The following is a 15681-nucleotide window of genomic DNA, read 5'->3' as shown; positions in this document are numbered from 1 at the left end:
CCGGTCCGATCGCGCCCGGGCCGCAGGTCCTCAAGGTCCGTCCAACCCGCAATCTGCTCGGTGAGGTGCTCGTCCCGGCACGGTTCTGGGCCGGCGAGGCGCCGATCCGGTCGGAGGTGCTCGACGCGGCACCCGTCGGCGACGCTCGATGGCTCGCAGGTCGGTCGATCGGAGAGGAGGTGCGGCTCATCGATGCGCGCGGTCGTCGACGGGATCTGCGGGTCCTCGAGATCGCGTCGAACGGGGTGCTGCTGGGCACCGACCGCACCATGTACCTGACGCCCGGTCTGAGGTTGCGGGCGAGCGACAGGTCGACGGCGAAGATCGGCTCGCTGCCCGCGGTCGCGCAGGCCCTGCGGGTGCACACCGGCGACAGCATCGCCCTGACCGCCGACCTCACCCCGGTGATCCCGTCAGACGATGGCCGCCACCGCATCGGATGCACCCTGCCCGAGGTGTTCTCGGCGGTTCGTCCGGGCGATCGGGTCTACTTCGACGACGGCAAGATCGAGGGTGTGGTGGCTGCGGTGTCGTCGGGAGAGGTTCCCGAGGTGGACGTCGAGGTCGTGCGAGCCGCACCGGGCGGCAGCAAGTTGCGTGAGGCCAAGGGCATCAACCTGCCCGACACCGAATTGCCCACGGCCGCACTGACCGACGACGACATCGCCGCGCTGCGCACCGTCGTGGAGATCGCCGACCTGGTGAATCTGTCGTTCGTGCGCAGCGCCGGGGATGTCGCGGACATGCAGCGTCGGCTCGGCGAACTCGGCGCGACCGATCTCGGCCTGGTGGTCAAGATCGAGACGATGGCCTGCTTCAAGCGGCTGCCCGCGATACTGCTGCAGCTGCTGCGGACCCGACGTGTCGGTGTGATGATCGCGCGTGGTGACCTCGCCGTCGAAGCGGGTTTCGAGCGGCTCGCCGAGGTCCAGGAGGAGATTCTGTGGTTGTGCGAGGCCGCGCACGTGCCGGTCATCTGGGCGACCGAGGTTCTCGACAACCTCGCCGACTCCGGCCTGCCGACGCGGGCCGAGATCACTGACGCGGCCGCGGGCAATCGCGCCGAGTGCGTGATGCTCAACAAGGGTCCGCACATCGTCGAAGCGATCGAGTCGTTGAATCGCATCCTCTCGCGGATGACCCGGCATCTCGACAAGAAACGCCCGCTGCTCGGAAGGCTGCCGGCGTGGGATCCGCGCGGGTGACGGGCGATATCCTGATATCAGTCGATCCTCAGGAGGGCTGTGCCAGACATTCTCATCACGGGCCTGTCGGACGCCGCGGTGGCCCAGATCGATCGGCAGGCTAACGCGCTGGGCTTGTCGCGCAACGAGTTTCTGCGACGCCAGATCGAGGATCAGGTAGCCGGTCGCTCCGATACCACTTTCACGTCCGATACCACTTTCACGGTCGCCGACCTCCGGCGCGCAAGCGACGCTGTCAGCGACTTGCTCGACGACGAGGTCATGGACAGCGCGCGGCGCTGAGAGGCTGGCTCATCTTCTCTTGGCGGCCACCGCGGGACTGAACCCCGATCCGAAGAGTTCGACGACCGGGCCTCTGACCTGGGCAAATACGCTTGCGTCGTGCCCGAAAAACTTAGGGGAAGAACTTCTTCCCCTAAGTTCCAAGTCGTCCCCGCGAAATTTCGTGGGGAGGACTCCAAGGGTAGGGGAAGAAGTTTCTTCCCCTATTTTCTGTGCGGCTTCTTGCCGGACGACGCCGCCTTGTTCCCCGCCTCCACGATCGACAACGACGTCGGCTGGTGGTCGCCGCGTCGCAGAGTTCCCGTGAGCTGCTTCCTCGGCCGGCCTCGACGGTAACAAGCGATCGACGCGCGCGTGAACAGTCGCTGCTCTTTTGCCACCACTGGAGTGCCTGGCGCGTCAAACGGCAACCTTTGTCGTCTCATGGAACAATCACGCCAACGACTGACGTTGATCACCACGAATGTCACCCTTCGTTCATCACGACGACGGTGCCCGTCCACGTGCGGGAACCGGATTTTGACCTGTACAAACTCGGTCGGTAGAGTGGATCGTCGGTGCCCGGCACATGCTGGGCCAGTCCGCATGCCCTCCGATCGGGGAGCGTGTGACTGACAGGCGAATCCGCTGTCGAGCGTTTGACACGCCCGACCCCGGGGTAGCGATAAATGTACTGACCAGCGCAAACGTGCTGGTGGGGCGAGTTGTGGAAGCGGCCGAACCGGGACATCTCGGACTTGGCCGCTTGCCCGGAGCACCAACCACGACGAGACAACACAACAGAGGAAAGAACACCTAAGTGCCAACCATCAATCAGCTGGTCCGCAAGGGCCGCCAGGACAAGGCTGCCAAGACCAAGACCGCAGCCCTCAAGGGAAGCCCGCAGCGTCGCGGCGTGTGCACCCGCGTCTACACCACCACCCCGAAGAAGCCGAACTCGGCACTGCGCAAGGTCGCCCGTGTGCGTCTGACCAGCGCGGTCGAGGTCACCGCCTACATTCCGGGCGAAGGCCACAACCTGCAGGAGCACTCGATGGTGCTCGTCCGCGGCGGTCGTGTGAAGGACCTCCCCGGTGTGCGTTACAAGATCATCCGCGGCTCGCTCGACACCCAGGGTGTCAAGGACCGCAAGCAGGCCCGCAGCCGCTACGGCGCCAAGAAGGGGAACTGATAAGCGATGCCACGTAAAGGACCCGCACCCAAGCGCCCCCTCATCAACGACCCCGTCTACGGTTCGCCGCTGGTCACCCAGCTGGTCAACAAGATCCTGCTGGACGGCAAGAAGTCGACCGCCGAGCGCATCGTCTACGGCGCCCTCGAGCAGGCCCGCGACAAGACCGGCACCGATCCGGTCGTCACCCTCAAGCGCGCACTCGACAACGTCAAGCCGACCCTCGAGGTGAAGAGCCGCCGTGTCGGTGGTGCCACCTACCAGGTGCCGGTCGAGGTCAAGCCGGGCCGCGCGAACACCCTCGCGCTGCGTTGGCTGGTGACCTTCAGCCGTCAGCGTCGGGAGAAGACCATGGTCGAGCGCCTGGCCAACGAGCTGCTCGACGCCTCCAACGGTCTCGGTGCTTCGGTGAAGCGCCGCGAGGACACCCACAAGATGGCCGAGGCCAACCGGGCGTTCGCGCACTACCGCTGGTGACCGTTCGCTTCGCGTGATCGCCACCATGGCCCTCACGCGAAGCCGACAGCCCTTTTCCACAGATATTCCCGAAGGGACGAGATGGCACAGGAAGTGCTCAGCGACCTGAACAAGGTTCGCAACATCGGCATCATGGCCCACATCGATGCCGGTAAGACCACCGCTACCGAGCGGATCCTCTTCTACACCGGTGTGAACTACAAGATCGGTGAAACCCACGACGGTGCTTCGACCACCGACTGGATGGAGCAGGAGAAGGAGCGGGGGATCACCATCACCTCCGCCGCGGTGACCTGTTTCTGGAACAAGAACCAGATCAACATCATCGACACCCCGGGACACGTCGACTTCACCGTCGAGGTGGAGCGCAGCCTGCGCGTGCTCGACGGTGCCGTTGCCGTGTTCGACGGCAAGGAAGGTGTCGAGCCGCAGTCCGAGCAGGTCTGGCGGCAGGCCGAGAAGTACGACGTCCCGCGCATCTGCTTCGTCAACAAGATGGACAAGCTCGGTGCCGACTTCTTCTTCACCGTGCGCACCATCGAGGAGCGTCTCGGTGCCAAGCCGCTGGTTCTGCAGCTGCCGATCGGCGCCGAGGACAACTTCGACGGCGTCGTCGACCTGATCGAGCAGAAGGCGATCACCTGGCGTGGCACCGTCGAGATCGGTGCCGAGCCGACCTACGAGGAGATCCCCGCCGATCTCGTCGATCAGGCAGCCGAGTACCGCGAGAAGCTGCTCGAGACGGTCGCCGAGACCGACGAGGCGCTGCTCGAGAAGTACTTCGGCGGTGAGGAACTCACCAAGGAAGAGATCCAGGGCGCGGTTCGCAAGCTCACGATTGCTCGCGAGTACTACCCGGTGATCTGCGGTTCGGCGTTCAAGAACAAGGGCATTCAGCCCATGCTCGACGCCGTCATCGCTTACCTCCCGTCGCCGCTCGACGTCCCCTCGGTCGAGGGTCACGCCGTCGGCAACGAAGAGGAGATCCTCTCGCGCAAGCCGTCGGCCGACGAGCCGTTCTCGGCGCTCGCGTTCAAGATCGCGGCTCACCCGTTCTTCGGCAAGCTGACCTTCGTCCGCGTCTACTCGGGCCGGATCAACGCCGGCACCCAGGTGCTCAACGCCACCAAGGGCAAGAAAGAGCGCGTCGGCAAGCTCTTCCAGATGCACGCCAACAAGGAAAACCCGGTCGAGGATGCCACTGCGGGCCACATCTACGCGATGATCGGCCTCAAGGACACCACCACCGGTGACACCCTGTGCGACGCCGCGGCACCCATCGTGCTGGAGTCGATGAGCTTCCCGGACCCGGTCATCAACGTCTCGATCGAGCCGAAGACCAAGTCCGACCAGGAGAAGCTCGGCACCGCCATCCAGAAGCTCGCCGAAGAGGATCCCACCTTCTCGGTGCAGCTCGACGACGAGACCGGCCAGACCGTCATCGGCGGTATGGGCGAGCTCCACCTCGACATCCTCGTCGACCGTATGCGTCGCGAGTTCAAGGTCGAGGCCAACGTCGGCAAGCCGCAGGTGGCCTACCGCGAGACCATTCGCAAGACGGTCGACAAGCACGAGTACACCCACAAGAAGCAGACGGGTGGATCGGGCCAGTTCGCGAAGGTCATCATCAAGCTCGAGCCGCTGGTCGACGCCGAAGACGGCGCGACCTACGAGTTCGACAATGCGGTCACCGGTGGCCGCGTTCCGCGCGAGTACATCCCATCCGTGGATGCCGGTGCGCAGGACGCGATGCAGTACGGTGTGCTCGCCGGTTACCCGCTGGTCAACTTGAAGGTCACCCTGCTCGACGGTCAGTACCACGACGTCGACTCCTCGGAAATGGCCTTCAAGATCGCCGGCTCGCAGGCTCTGAAAGAGGCTGCGAAGATGGCGTCCCCGGTCATCCTGGAGCCGATCATGGCCGTCGAGGTCACGACTCCGGAGGACTACATGGGTGACGTGATCGGCGACCTGAACTCCCGCCGTGGCCAGATCCAGGCCATGGAGGAGCGCAGCGGTGCACGTGTCGTCAAGGCACAGGTTCCGCTGTCGGAGATGTTCGGCTACATCGGCGACCTTCGGTCGAAGACCCAGGGCCGGGCTAACTACTCCATGGTGTTCGACTCGTACGCGGAAGTTCCGTCGAACGTGTCGAAGGAAATCATCGCAAAGGCAACCGGCGAGTAAGTCGCCCAGCCAGAGCGGGATGCGCCGGCCACACAACAAGCGGGCGCAAACAACGTAAGTACACAAACCCCTGCTGGGATCCGCCCAGCAGAGCAACACAGTCCAGGAGGACAATCAAGTGGCGAAGGCGAAGTTCGAGCGGACCAAGCCGCACGTGAACATCGGCACCATCGGTCACGTCGACCACGGCAAGACCACCCTGACCGCGGCCATCACCAAGGTGCTGCACGACAAGTACCCGGACCTCAACAAGAGCTTCGCGTTCGACCAGATCGACAAGGCTCCTGAAGAGAAGGCTCGTGGTATCACGATCAACATCTCGCACGTCGAGTACGAGACCGAGAAGCGTCACTACGCACACGTCGACGCCCCCGGTCACGCCGACTACATCAAGAACATGATCACCGGTGCGGCTCAGATGGACGGCGCGATTCTCGTGGTCGCCGCCACCGACGGTCCGATGCCGCAGACCCGTGAGCACGTGCTGCTGGCCCGCCAGGTCGGCGTGCCTTACATCCTGGTCGCCCTGAACAAGGCCGACATGGTCGACGACGAAGAGATCATCGAGCTCGTCGAGATGGAGGTCCGCGAACTGCTGGCCGCCCAGGAGTTCGACGAGGAAGCCCCCGTCGTCAAGGTGTCGGCGCTCAAGGCCCTCGAGGGTGACCCCGAGTGGACCAAGTCGGTCGAGGAGCTCATGGCTGCCGTCGACGAGTCGATCCCGGACCCGGTCCGCGAGACCGACAAGCCGTTCCTGATGCCCGTCGAGGACGTCTTCACCATCACCGGCCGCGGCACCGTGGTCACCGGTCGTGTGGAGCGCGGCGAGGTCAACGTGAACGAGGAAGTCGAGATCGTCGGCATCCGCGAGAAGTCCACCAAGACCACCGTCACCGGTATCGAGATGTTCCACAAGCTCCTCGATTCGGCGCAGGCGGGCGACAACGCCGGTCTGCTGCTCCGCGGCCTCAAGCGTGAGGACGTCGAGCGCGGTCAGGTCATCGTGAAGCCGGGCACCACGACCCCGCACACCGAGTTCGAGGGCCAGGCCTACATCCTGTCCAAGGACGAGGGCGGCCGTCACACCCCGTTCTTCAACAACTACCGTCCGCAGTTCTACTTCCGTACCACCGACGTGACCGGCGTCGTGACCCTCCCCGAGGGCACCGAAATGGTCATGCCGGGCGACAACACCGAGATGAGCGTCAAGCTCATCCAGCCGGTCGCCATGGACGAGGGCCTGCGTTTCGCCATCCGCGAGGGTGGCCGCACCGTCGGTGCGGGTCGAGTCACCAAGATCGTCAAGTAGCGACGATTTCCCGCGCCCGAGGAGGTCACGTGAGAGCGTGGTCCTTCAGGCGCGGGCCTGCGTCGCGGATCGTCAAGTGATTCACTGACTCACTGAGTCGACAAGGCGCCCGGTCACGAAAGTGACCGGGCGCCTTTGCTTGTCAGGTCAGGTCCGACGGAGTCCAGGTGGGCCAGGCCGGGTATCCAACTGGAACGCCGTGGCCATAGGTCGCCACCAAAAGGTACGGCGTCCGGGCGAGATGGTTGGCGAAAAACTCTGCGCGGTCGACGCGGTCGCGGGCACGGGCGACCAGTGGCCATAACCGGTCGTAGCGTTCGCGGATCTTGTGCTCAGGGACTTCGTGTCCGCCCCGGCGCACGCGTTCGGCCACACGCTGCACGGTCAGATCGACCGGCACGAGGATCATGTGCAGGTGAACGAGGTAGCCGCGTCGGAGTGCGTCGTCAACGAGGTCGTTCTTGCTGGGATGACTGAACACGGTCTCGGTGATGAAAGACTTTTGCGCAATGAGGAGTTCGCCACGCTGTGCCGCCGCAGCCCGTGAGGCCTCATAAGCATGTTCCGGCTCAGCGCCCGGCCACCGCTGATGCGCGATCACGTCGGCATTGACGAACGGCAGTCCTGTGACGGGTCGCAGGACACGCTCGACGTAGGTGGTCTTACCGGAGCCATTGGGTCCCGCGAGGACGTGCAGGACGGGCATCAGTCGTGGGTGGGCCGGATGACGACGTCGCCTGTGTCATCCGATTCGGACCACGATTCTCCCGACTCCGTGAATTCCGCTTCGAAGTCGAGCGCCTCTCGGCGCTCGGTGATCCGTTGGTCCCACTCGGCGCGAACGATCGCCTGTTCGCGTTCGGAGAGGTCGTCGTAGGAGCCGTCGCCGGCCAATACCCACTGGACATCACGCTGACTGACGCCAGGCGAGGATTCCAGTTCGCGGCCGATGCGGATCCAGCGATTGATCTGCTGGACGGCGCTGCGATGCTGCACCTGCGCGTCGGCGACCGCAGCATTCCACAGATCTTCATCGACTCGCGTTGGTCGAGACGAACCGGTCATGGAGAGAGTGTATCGAAATGATACGCCCGCTGATTGCACGCGGCATCGATCCGGTGTGATCTGCGCATCTCTTCCGGCAGTTGCGCACTCACTCCGTAGTAAGGTTTGTGAGCTCTTACTTAGGTAAGGCTTACTAGTTCCTGTGAGGATAGTGTCGAGTGAAGTTGTGGATGCCGGTTCTCGGAGCGATCGCCGCGGCGGTGGCGATCGTAGTGGTAGTGCCGACGGGGACCGCCGGTGCGGCACCCGCACCGAAGATGAGCATGACGACAGGGCCGGCGTCGGTGTCGGTGTCCGACGACGGGCAATCGGTGTTGGTCAACCTGAGTGAGGGAATGTTCCGGAAGTCGGCCTCCGGTGACGCTCTGCTGCTGGTGGATTCGCGGGGCGCTGAGCGCAAGCGTCTTCCGCTGCTCGCCGATCTCGGGGATCAGGTCGTGCGGATTGCGCCGACGCTGTCCGCTGATTCGCGGTCGGTGCGGATGGTTCCCGTCGCCGAGCGCACGCAGCCGCAGACGAACCAGCCATCGGGTCATGACAAGAAGTCGCCACAGAACAAGCCGAGAAAGCTCAATGCCAACCGGGCATGGGACGAGATGTGGAAGCAACTCAAGGCCGATTGGCCGTGCGCGTCGCACTACGCCGCGACCGGCTCGCTCATCGGGGCGTTGATCGGAGCCTTGGTGGGGTCCCTGTTCTTCATCTTCGGTGCGATCTACGGTGCGCTGATCGGCGCGTACTACGGCGTGTCCATCGGTGTGCAGGTCGGCTACCAGACGTGCAACAAGGGCGCCGGCTACAAGGCGATCGGAAACTGGCAGCAGGCGCTGCTGCGAGGCTCGGTCACCGTCAAGTAGTCATGGTCTGCGCGGGTGCCCGGTCACGAAAGTGGCCGGGCACCTTTGCTATTGGCTAGTTCCAGCCGTACACGTAGTCGCAGAGGCCGGTGCCCCTGTCGTTGCCGCTCTTCAGGGCGGGGGTGCTGTTGAGCAGGTAATAGGTGTTGGGAGCGCCGGAGGCGATCACCGCAATGCACTGGTGCGGAATATCGCTTTGAACCTGGGTATGGAGCACCTTGACCAGATTCGGCATCTGACCCGTGTACTTGACGACCCGGAACACCGCGTCCGTGCGCTTCTTGTTCTTGTAGTCGTTGACGGGAAGTACGACATTCGACGTGGGGGCAGCCCACCGGTTCAGGTTGGTCTCCGGCTTCTTGATCGCCTTCAACGCGGTCACCGTAGCGGGATTGGCCTGTGCCATGTGGAGGTGGAGCTGGTCCTGGCCACGGGCGTCGGCGGAGTTGACTCCGATGGCCAACGGCTTGTTCGGATTCTTGTAGACCGTGGTGGTGCCCTCTTTCCAGGCGTAGCGCCAGAAGTTCAACTGCGAGCCATCCCACAGGTACGAGCACTCGATGCCCTGAATCCGGTTGGTGGGGACGAGAAGGAAATCGTCACCGAAGCCGGGGTGGTCGCCACCGGAACGAATCGAGTACAGCTTCGGATTCTGCTTCTCTGGTTGAACCACTCGGATGTTTCCGCGAGTGTCGGGCGTGGCGCTCTTCTTCGCGTCCTTCACGCGCTCCCAGAGTTTGATGCGCGTATTGGGCGGGTTGCCCGCGACGGCGTCGGAGTAGTGTCCGCAACCTGCGGGTGGCGGTGCTGCCGAGGCCATGGGAGCCGAACCGACGCCCACGGCGGTGGCGCCGACCACGGCTCCGATGGCGATGGCCACGAACGTCTTACGGACGCTCCGATCCGAGAAGTGGAAGTGGTGCAACATATCGGCCCTTCTCGCCGAGGAGCCCCGGGGGTGGCTCACCTGACGCGAGAGTTTGCCACCGAAAAAGGCCATACGCTGCCGGAACGACGATATTGACCCAACCTGTTCATCTGCCACGTTCTATGGTTCTGCCATGACCATGTTCGGCGAATCGGGTTCGGGCCCACGTACCCCGCGGTCGGTGTGGACGTTCTTGAGCACCTTCGGTTTCGTGATGCTGTGTGGCATCGTCGGTCCGATCTTTCTGGTGGCCTACTTCCTCATCGACGAACCCGGCATCGAGTGGATGCTCTGGACCGGTCTCGGGATCACGATCCTCGACGTCGCGCTCGGCATCGGTCTGGGCTTGATGTCGTCGAGCGGGAACCAGCGATCCAGCAGATTGCGGGCCACCGGCCGTGCCGCGATCGCCGACATCACGTCCATCCAGCAGACCAACGTCGAGATCAACGACCAACCACTCATGAAGCTGGGCTTGCACATTCACGGCGACGACATCGTGTCCTTCGACGTCGAGAAGCGCACCGTCGTGCCGGTGTATCAGCAGGCGCTGCTGCACGGCCGTCGGCTCGCGGTGCTGGTCGATCCGGCCACCAACGAGTTCGAGATCGATTGGCAGGGAACAGCATTGCTGTCCGGGTCGGTTCCGGCGCAGTTCACCTCGGCGGAAGATGGTCGGACCTACGACATCACCGGACAATTCGAGCCGCTGAGCAAGATCCTGGCAATCCTTCAGCAGCATGGCATTTCGACGGCAGGTTCCATCGACCTGCGGTCCAATCCCGCGGCGCGCGACGAGGTGATGAGCGTCGTGCAGTCGTACATGGGCGGTGGTGACGAGAAGAAGTTGCCCCGCGAACGGTCGATCGGGGAGCGGCTCGCCGACCTCGAGGATCTCAAGGTCCGCGGGGCGATCACCGACGCCGAGTACGCCGAGGCGCGCGGTCGAATCCTCGGGTCGATCTGATCCGAAGAGTACTGCCCTCGGCCTCCTGAACTGGGAAATGCGACCCTGTCGTCGTTTGATCGGGAGGTGCGAGGGACACCCTGTGTTGTGTTGGAGGATCTGTGTGCTGCAGCATCCGGTTGACCTGATTCGACACAGGGTGTGGCCAGAGTTCGAGCGGAGTACCACGGCGACCTGGCTGGGAGGCGCGGTCTGGGCTTCGTTCCGGCCGCGTCCGGCGTCGACCTGAGAGATCGCGGGACCTGGGCAGATGCGTGCCCAGCCGGCCCGCACAATCGACATGATCACGGCGCCGCCTCGGCGCGTGACTGAGATCGGGCCCCTCAGGGCCCAGTTCCGAGATATTCCCGGAGGACCACCCTCACAGGCCCGATCTCAGTCATCGCCTCGGCTATCAGTACACGTTCGGCGATGAGTCGCCGGCGACCACAGCGTGGCTGACACCCGCTGTTGCACCGCGGGTTTCGCGGCTCACCACCGGGCCACTGAAAGTAGGGGAAGGTTCTTCCCCTACTTTCTGCCCCTGCTTGTTGAGTCGTCCGCGAGAAGATTCGCGGGGAGGACTCCAGGGGTAGGGGACGAGTTTCTTCCCCTACTATTTGTGGATCGTCGTCGCCGCGCCGCGCTCCACGGCCCTCTTCCTGCCTCCACGATCGCCGCCGCAGGCGGCGGGTGGGTCGCTGATCCGAAGAGTACTGTTGTCGGCCTCTTGAACTGGGGAAATGCGTCTGCTCCGTCGTCACAAAACTTAGGGAAAGAGTTTCTTCCCCCGATCTCAGTCACAGCCACGACCGCGCTCGTCCCGCCTCCATGATCGTCGGCAAGGCCGACGGTGGGACGCTGATCCGCAGAGTTCGGTAGGCGACCCTGCCTACTCGGGGAAACGATTCAGCGCCGCCCCGCAGAATCAGGGGAAGAACTTCCCCGGGGTTCCCCAACACGCTCGGCGGGTTGGCGGCGGGTGGGAAATGCCCAGCTCACCGGGGCAAGTCAGTTTAGAATGCGCCCATGGGATTGTTCGGTGACTCGGGGCCCAATCCCCGGCGATCGGGTCTGGCGGGGATGTTCTCCGGCGGGCTGTCCGACATCGCGTCGTCGTTGACCCAGGCCGTCCAGCAATCCGGCGGTACGGCCGCACAGCACCTGGCGATGCGCCCGACGAGCTGCGTCGCCATGGCCGAGATCATGTCGATGACGCAGAAGGGCATGCAGGTCAACCATCAGCCGATGATGGTGCTCGGTGTGCGTGTTCAGGGCGACGGCATCGCTGCGTTCGACGCCGAGAAGCGGACGGTGGTACCGCTCTTCCAGCAGGCCCTGCTGCATCAGCGCCGACTCGTCGTGGTGGTCGACGCGGCCACGCGAGAGTTCGAGATCGACTGGCAGGGAACATCTTTGCTGGCCGGATCGGTCCCGGCGCGGTTCACCTCGGCCGAGGACGGTCGCACCTACGACATCACGGGGCAGGCCGAGCCGCTGCTCGCGATCCTGCAGGTCCTGCATCGCTACCGGATTCCGGTGTCGGGATCGATCGACCTGCGGTCCAATCCGCAGGCGCGCGCCGAAGTCATGGAGGTCGTCCGGGGGTATCGGGCCGGCGGTGGTCGTGATGCCGGCGACGACGACGATCGCAGCGTCGAAGAGCGACTGACCGAACTCGAGGGGCTCCGGCAGCGTGGCCTGATCAGTGACGACGAGTACTCACAAACGCGTCATCGCATTCTCGGCTCTCTCTGAGCTGCGAGCCCACAAGTAACTCTAGTAACACACGCAACAATCACCTCATTGGTAACACGTCGGTTTCGATGTCGGCGCCCTGTGGTCACAGCCGTAGCGTCGCTGGTCGACGGCGTTTTACTGTTCGGCAGTGCAGTTCACCACTGGTCGCCCGCGCGTCATGCGCCGTCGGCGTCGAATCATTGTCTCGCTCATCGTCGTGCTCGCGGTCATCGGAATCGGTGCGCCTCAAGTCGGCAACGCCGACGCCGCCTCGTTCGGCCGGTTCTACGTCAGCGGATGCGGGATGCCGAGTTCACCGGTCGACATGTGGACCAAGTGGGGCAATTACAAGACCGTCATCGCGCTCGACGGACTCCGCGCCACCAAGGACATGAGCGGCTGGCGGCACGAGACCAAGATCCAGCGGCTCGCCGACTCCGGCGTCAACGTCATCGAGCCGGTCGGCGGGCTGGCCAGCTTCTACACCGACTGGCAGACCGCCAGCCCGGGCAACAAGATCAAGTACCGGTATCGCTGGACGTGCCGACTCAACACGATCATCCGTGAGCTCGACGCCCGCGGACTCGCCGTCGGCCCGCTGGGGAAATACGCCATCATGGGAATCTCCATGGGCGGCAACGCCGCAGCGATCTACGGTGCCTATCACCGCAAGCGCATCTCGCACATCTTCTCCATGTCCGGCTATCTCAACCTCTCCGCGCCGACGATGCGCGAGGCCGTGCGGCTCGCGCTCATCGACGCGGGTATGGAGAGCGGGATGGGGCCGTTCAGTGCCGATGCGATGTGGGGTCCGCCGTGGAACAAGCGGTGGACCAACAACGACGCGCTGGTGCAACTCCCGAGGATGCGTGGCATGAAGATCCGCGTGGCGTCCGGCTCGGCGACCTGGGGTTCCCACAACACCGATGCGGTGGCGTCGGTGAAGGGTACCCCGCTCGAAATGATCTCCCTCGCCCAAACCCGTGCTTTCGAGGTCGCGGCAAACCTGCAGGGCATCCGCATCTCCACCGACTTCCCGAACGTCGGCACCCACCAGTGGGACTACTGGCAAGACATGGTCTGGCGGGCCAAGAACCAGAAGTGGTTCCGCGATCGGTGACCCTGAACTGACGCCGTAGGCTGGCGCTGCGAGCAGCGCGAGCGACGAAGGGGTGTTCGGTGTGCGGATACTGACGAGAACCACGGGCCCAGACCTCGCGGTCCGCGTGTCCGGCGATCTCGACTCCCGACGTGCGGTACTCCTCGTCCACGGCATGGCGGGCGACCATTCCACCTGGCGGTCAACCGCACGGCGACTGCGCGCCGTGAGCCGCCCGGTGATCAGCGTCGATCTGCGCGGTCACGGCCGAAGCGGTCGGGGAGATCGCCCGTACCGGCTCGACGACCTGCGTGACGACCTCGACTTCGTCCTCGACGAGTTGGGCCTCGACACGGTCGACGCCGTCGGGCACTCCCTGGGTGCGCACTCGCTGCTCAGGCTGGCGATGACCCGGCCGGAACGGGTCAGCCGGCTGGTGCTCGAGGAGGTGCCGCCGATGCCCCGTGACCAGGCCGACGTCGACGAACAGATCACCGTCAGTGCCAGATTCGGCGAACACGTGCGCGGGCTCGTCTCCCTTGTCCAAAATCCCTACCCGGTACTGCGATTCGATCGGCGGATGGCCGAGACGGTGGCTTCCGAATTCGAGGTGAGCGCGCCGCAGTGGTGGGCGAAACTGGAGCGCGTGACGGCGCCGACGCTGGTGATCTCCGGTGGCCCGCAAAGCTTTCTGCCGCCACGCCATCTGGCGACGCTCGCCGAGGCGCTACCCGATGGCCGGTTTGTGCGGATCGACACCGGCCACAGCGTGCACCGCGACAAGAGTCGCGAATTCATCGACGCCGCAGTGGGTTTCCTCGACGATCGATGACGGTGGTCAGGCCGCCGGCTTGTTGTGCAACGGCCGCGGGTCGACGCCGACCGTCTTCCACGCCTCGTAGGCCCATGGAACGTAGAGTGCTTTGAGCGGCAACCGGTTGAACAGCGGGTTCATCGCCCTCATGAATGCGGCGAAGCGCTGGAAGTTCTTCTCCCGCTTCTCGTTCCATTCCAGGTCGCAGACGTCACGCATCTGCTGCGGAAGGGTGCCCACGATGACGGTCCGGATGAAGGCGTTCAGCGGTGCCGACGCGACGCGCCAGACCGGGGCCGGCACGCGCTTGGGTCGGGGGAGGCCCTGACGGATGTAGCCGGTCGCGTACACGATCGTCTTGTGGGGGACGAAGCGGTCGAGCATGTCGTCCCAGTATGCGACGAACTCGTCGTAGGTCTGCGGCTGGCTGCGCGGGCTCACTCCGTACAGCTCGTACCAGACCTTGCTCTCTTCGAAGATCTGTTCCTTCTCGGCGCGACTGAGGCGTCGGATGAAGGTGTCGGTGATGTAGAGGACCTGGTCGACAAAGGTGGCGTGCGCCCAGTAGAACAGCTCGGGATTGAGTGCGTGGTAGCGCGAGCCGTCGCTGATGGTGCCCTTGATGTCGCGGTGGAAGTCGCGGACCGTGCGACCCCACTTCTGCGGTTCGGTGCTGTAGACGGTCTTCATGACCGGGGGGCCGGTGCGCTTGGCGCGCCCGAGGAAATCGTCGAAGATCACCGAGTGGTCGAGCACCGCCTGGCCGAGTTGCTCGATACAGTTCTCGGTTCCGGCCAGTCGCTGAAAGCCCAGCACGCCACGGGAATCGCCGTAGAACTTCCAGATCAGGGAGTCGGCGCCGAGCCGAGGCATCACGATCTCGGCGGCACTGTCCGGGGTGTCGTCGACGATGACCGGCTCGGCCTCGCGGATACCGACCTCGAATCCCTGGTTCACTGACATATCGCGAGGTTATCGCATCTTGGGACGAACGCAAAGATTTGTCTCAATGGTGAGCGGAGGATGGGTGCAGTCAGACAGGTTTTCCGTGCCGACGGCGGCAGAACTGCTCGACTCGGCGGTCGTCGTTCGCGTACCCATGCGCACACGTTTTCGTGGCCTGATCGAGCGGGAGGTCATGATCTTCGCCGGCCCGGCCGGCTGGGGAGAGTTCGGCGCCTTCGTCGAGTACGACGATGCCGAGGCGTCGTCGTGGCTGAAATCGGGCATCGAGGCTGCCTATCTCGGGCCGCCGCCGGCCGTCCGTGCGAGCGTTCCGGTGAACGCCACGGTGCCCGCGGTTCCGGCCGATCAGGTGGCGGGCATCTTGGCCCGATACCCCGGCGCGCGGACCGCGAAGGTCAAGGTCGCCGAACCTGGTCAGACGCTGGCCGACGACGTCGAACGCGTCGAGGCGGCGCGGGAGGTCGTCGACCGGGTGCGTGTCGACGCCAACGGCAAATGGGCTGTCGAACAGGCGATTACGGCGATCGGTGCGATCGGGCCCGTCGAGTACGTCGAACAGCCGTGCGCGACGGTCGAAGAACTCGCGCAGGTGCGCCGCGCCGTCGACGTGCCGATTGCGGCCGACGAGTCGATCC

Annotated in this window: 16 protein-coding genes; 12 read left to right on the top strand and 4 right to left on the bottom strand. The window is 64.4% G+C overall.

Going from position 1 to position 15681, the window contains the following annotated elements:
• The 6 genes from ABZW74_RS21595 to tuf form a co-directional block, all read left to right on the top strand.
• Positions 1–1205, top strand: a 1205-nt coding sequence (locus ABZW74_RS21595; protein WP_355279236.1) for a pyruvate kinase, incomplete at its 5' end; no start/stop codon positions are given.
• Positions 1206–1244: 39 nt separating this feature from the next.
• Positions 1245–1487, top strand: coding sequence for a ribbon-helix-helix protein, CopG family (locus ABZW74_RS21590; protein ID WP_240862516.1), 243 nt, complete (start codon positions 1245–1247; stop codon positions 1485–1487).
• A gap of 799 nt (positions 1488–2286) precedes the next feature.
• Complete coding sequence (gene rpsL, locus ABZW74_RS21585; protein WP_240862513.1) at positions 2287–2658, top strand: 30S ribosomal protein S12; 372 nt, start codon at positions 2287–2289, stop codon at positions 2656–2658.
• Positions 2659–2664: 6 nt separating this feature from the next.
• Positions 2665–3135: a 30S ribosomal protein S7 gene (rpsG, locus tag ABZW74_RS21580; protein WP_006335166.1), complete on the top strand. Its 471-nt coding sequence runs from the start codon at positions 2665–2667 to the stop codon at positions 3133–3135.
• Positions 3136–3216: 81 nt separating this feature from the next.
• Complete coding sequence (fusA, locus tag ABZW74_RS21575) at positions 3217–5322, top strand: elongation factor G (protein ID WP_240862511.1); 2106 nt, start codon at positions 3217–3219, stop codon at positions 5320–5322.
• 118 nt (positions 5323–5440) lie between these two features.
• Positions 5441–6631 (top strand): elongation factor Tu, encoded by a 1191-nt coding sequence (tuf, locus tag ABZW74_RS21570; RefSeq protein WP_240862509.1) that lies wholly within the window; start codon positions 5441–5443, stop codon positions 6629–6631.
• Positions 6632–6773: 142 nt separating this feature from the next.
• Here the strand turns inward: tuf and ABZW74_RS21565 are convergent, their stop codons facing one another.
• Both ABZW74_RS21565 and ABZW74_RS21560 read right to left on the bottom strand, forming a co-directional pair.
• On the bottom strand, positions 6774–7337 hold the full coding sequence (locus ABZW74_RS21565; protein ID WP_240862506.1) for an AAA family ATPase: 564 nt from the start codon (positions 7335–7337) through the stop codon (positions 6774–6776).
• A complete protein-coding gene (locus tag ABZW74_RS21560; protein ID WP_355279230.1) occupies positions 7337–7696 on the bottom strand; it encodes a hypothetical protein in 360 nt (119 codons plus the stop codon). Before ABZW74_RS21560 ends, ABZW74_RS21565 begins: the two co-directional genes overlap by 1 nt.
• A 170-nt stretch (positions 7697–7866) precedes the next feature.
• Between ABZW74_RS21560 and ABZW74_RS21555 the strand changes: the two genes are divergently transcribed.
• The gene (locus ABZW74_RS21555; RefSeq protein WP_355279227.1) at positions 7867–8553 is read left to right on the top strand and encodes a DUF6861 domain-containing protein; all 687 of its coding nucleotides are present in this window, start codon (positions 7867–7869) and stop codon (positions 8551–8553) included.
• Between the two features lie 55 nt (positions 8554–8608).
• Here ABZW74_RS21555 and ABZW74_RS21550 read toward each other — a convergent pair whose 3' ends face one another.
• The gene (locus ABZW74_RS21550) at positions 8609–9481 is read right to left on the bottom strand and encodes a CDP-diacylglycerol diphosphatase (RefSeq protein WP_355279224.1); all 873 of its coding nucleotides are present in this window, start codon (positions 9479–9481) and stop codon (positions 8609–8611) included.
• A 133-nt stretch (positions 9482–9614) separates the two neighbouring features.
• Here ABZW74_RS21550 and ABZW74_RS21545 point away from each other — a divergent pair, with 133 nt between their 5' ends.
• From ABZW74_RS21545 to ABZW74_RS21530, 4 genes are all read left to right on the top strand, one after another.
• The gene (locus ABZW74_RS21545; protein WP_355279221.1) at positions 9615–10448 is read left to right on the top strand and encodes an SHOCT domain-containing protein; all 834 of its coding nucleotides are present in this window, start codon (positions 9615–9617) and stop codon (positions 10446–10448) included.
• 1008 nt (positions 10449–11456) lie between these two features.
• Positions 11457–12185: an SHOCT domain-containing protein gene (locus ABZW74_RS21540; protein WP_355279218.1), complete on the top strand. Its 729-nt coding sequence runs from the start codon at positions 11457–11459 to the stop codon at positions 12183–12185.
• Between the two features lie 160 nt (positions 12186–12345).
• Positions 12346–13287, top strand: a complete 942-nt coding sequence (locus tag ABZW74_RS21535; RefSeq protein ID WP_240862532.1) for an alpha/beta hydrolase family protein — start codon at positions 12346–12348, stop codon at positions 13285–13287.
• A 61-nt stretch (positions 13288–13348) separates the two neighbouring features.
• A complete protein-coding gene (locus ABZW74_RS21530; protein ID WP_240862494.1) occupies positions 13349–14098 on the top strand; it encodes an alpha/beta hydrolase in 750 nt (249 codons plus the stop codon).
• Positions 14099–14104: 6 nt separating this feature from the next.
• Here ABZW74_RS21530 and ABZW74_RS21525 read toward each other — a convergent pair whose 3' ends face one another.
• On the bottom strand, positions 14105–15043 hold the full coding sequence (locus tag ABZW74_RS21525) for an oxygenase MpaB family protein (protein ID WP_240862491.1): 939 nt from the start codon (positions 15041–15043) through the stop codon (positions 14105–14107).
• 136 nt (positions 15044–15179) lie between these two features.
• Here ABZW74_RS21525 and ABZW74_RS21520 point away from each other — a divergent pair.
• Positions 15180–15681: enolase C-terminal domain-like protein (locus tag ABZW74_RS21520; protein WP_355279240.1), on the top strand; the 502-nt coding region annotated here is incomplete at its 3' end.

Source organism: Gordonia sp. NPDC003585 (assembly GCF_040610755.1).
Classification (GTDB): Bacteria; Actinomycetota; Actinomycetes; order Mycobacteriales; family Mycobacteriaceae; genus Gordonia.
This window is presented reverse-complemented; position numbering and strand designations above follow the sequence as displayed.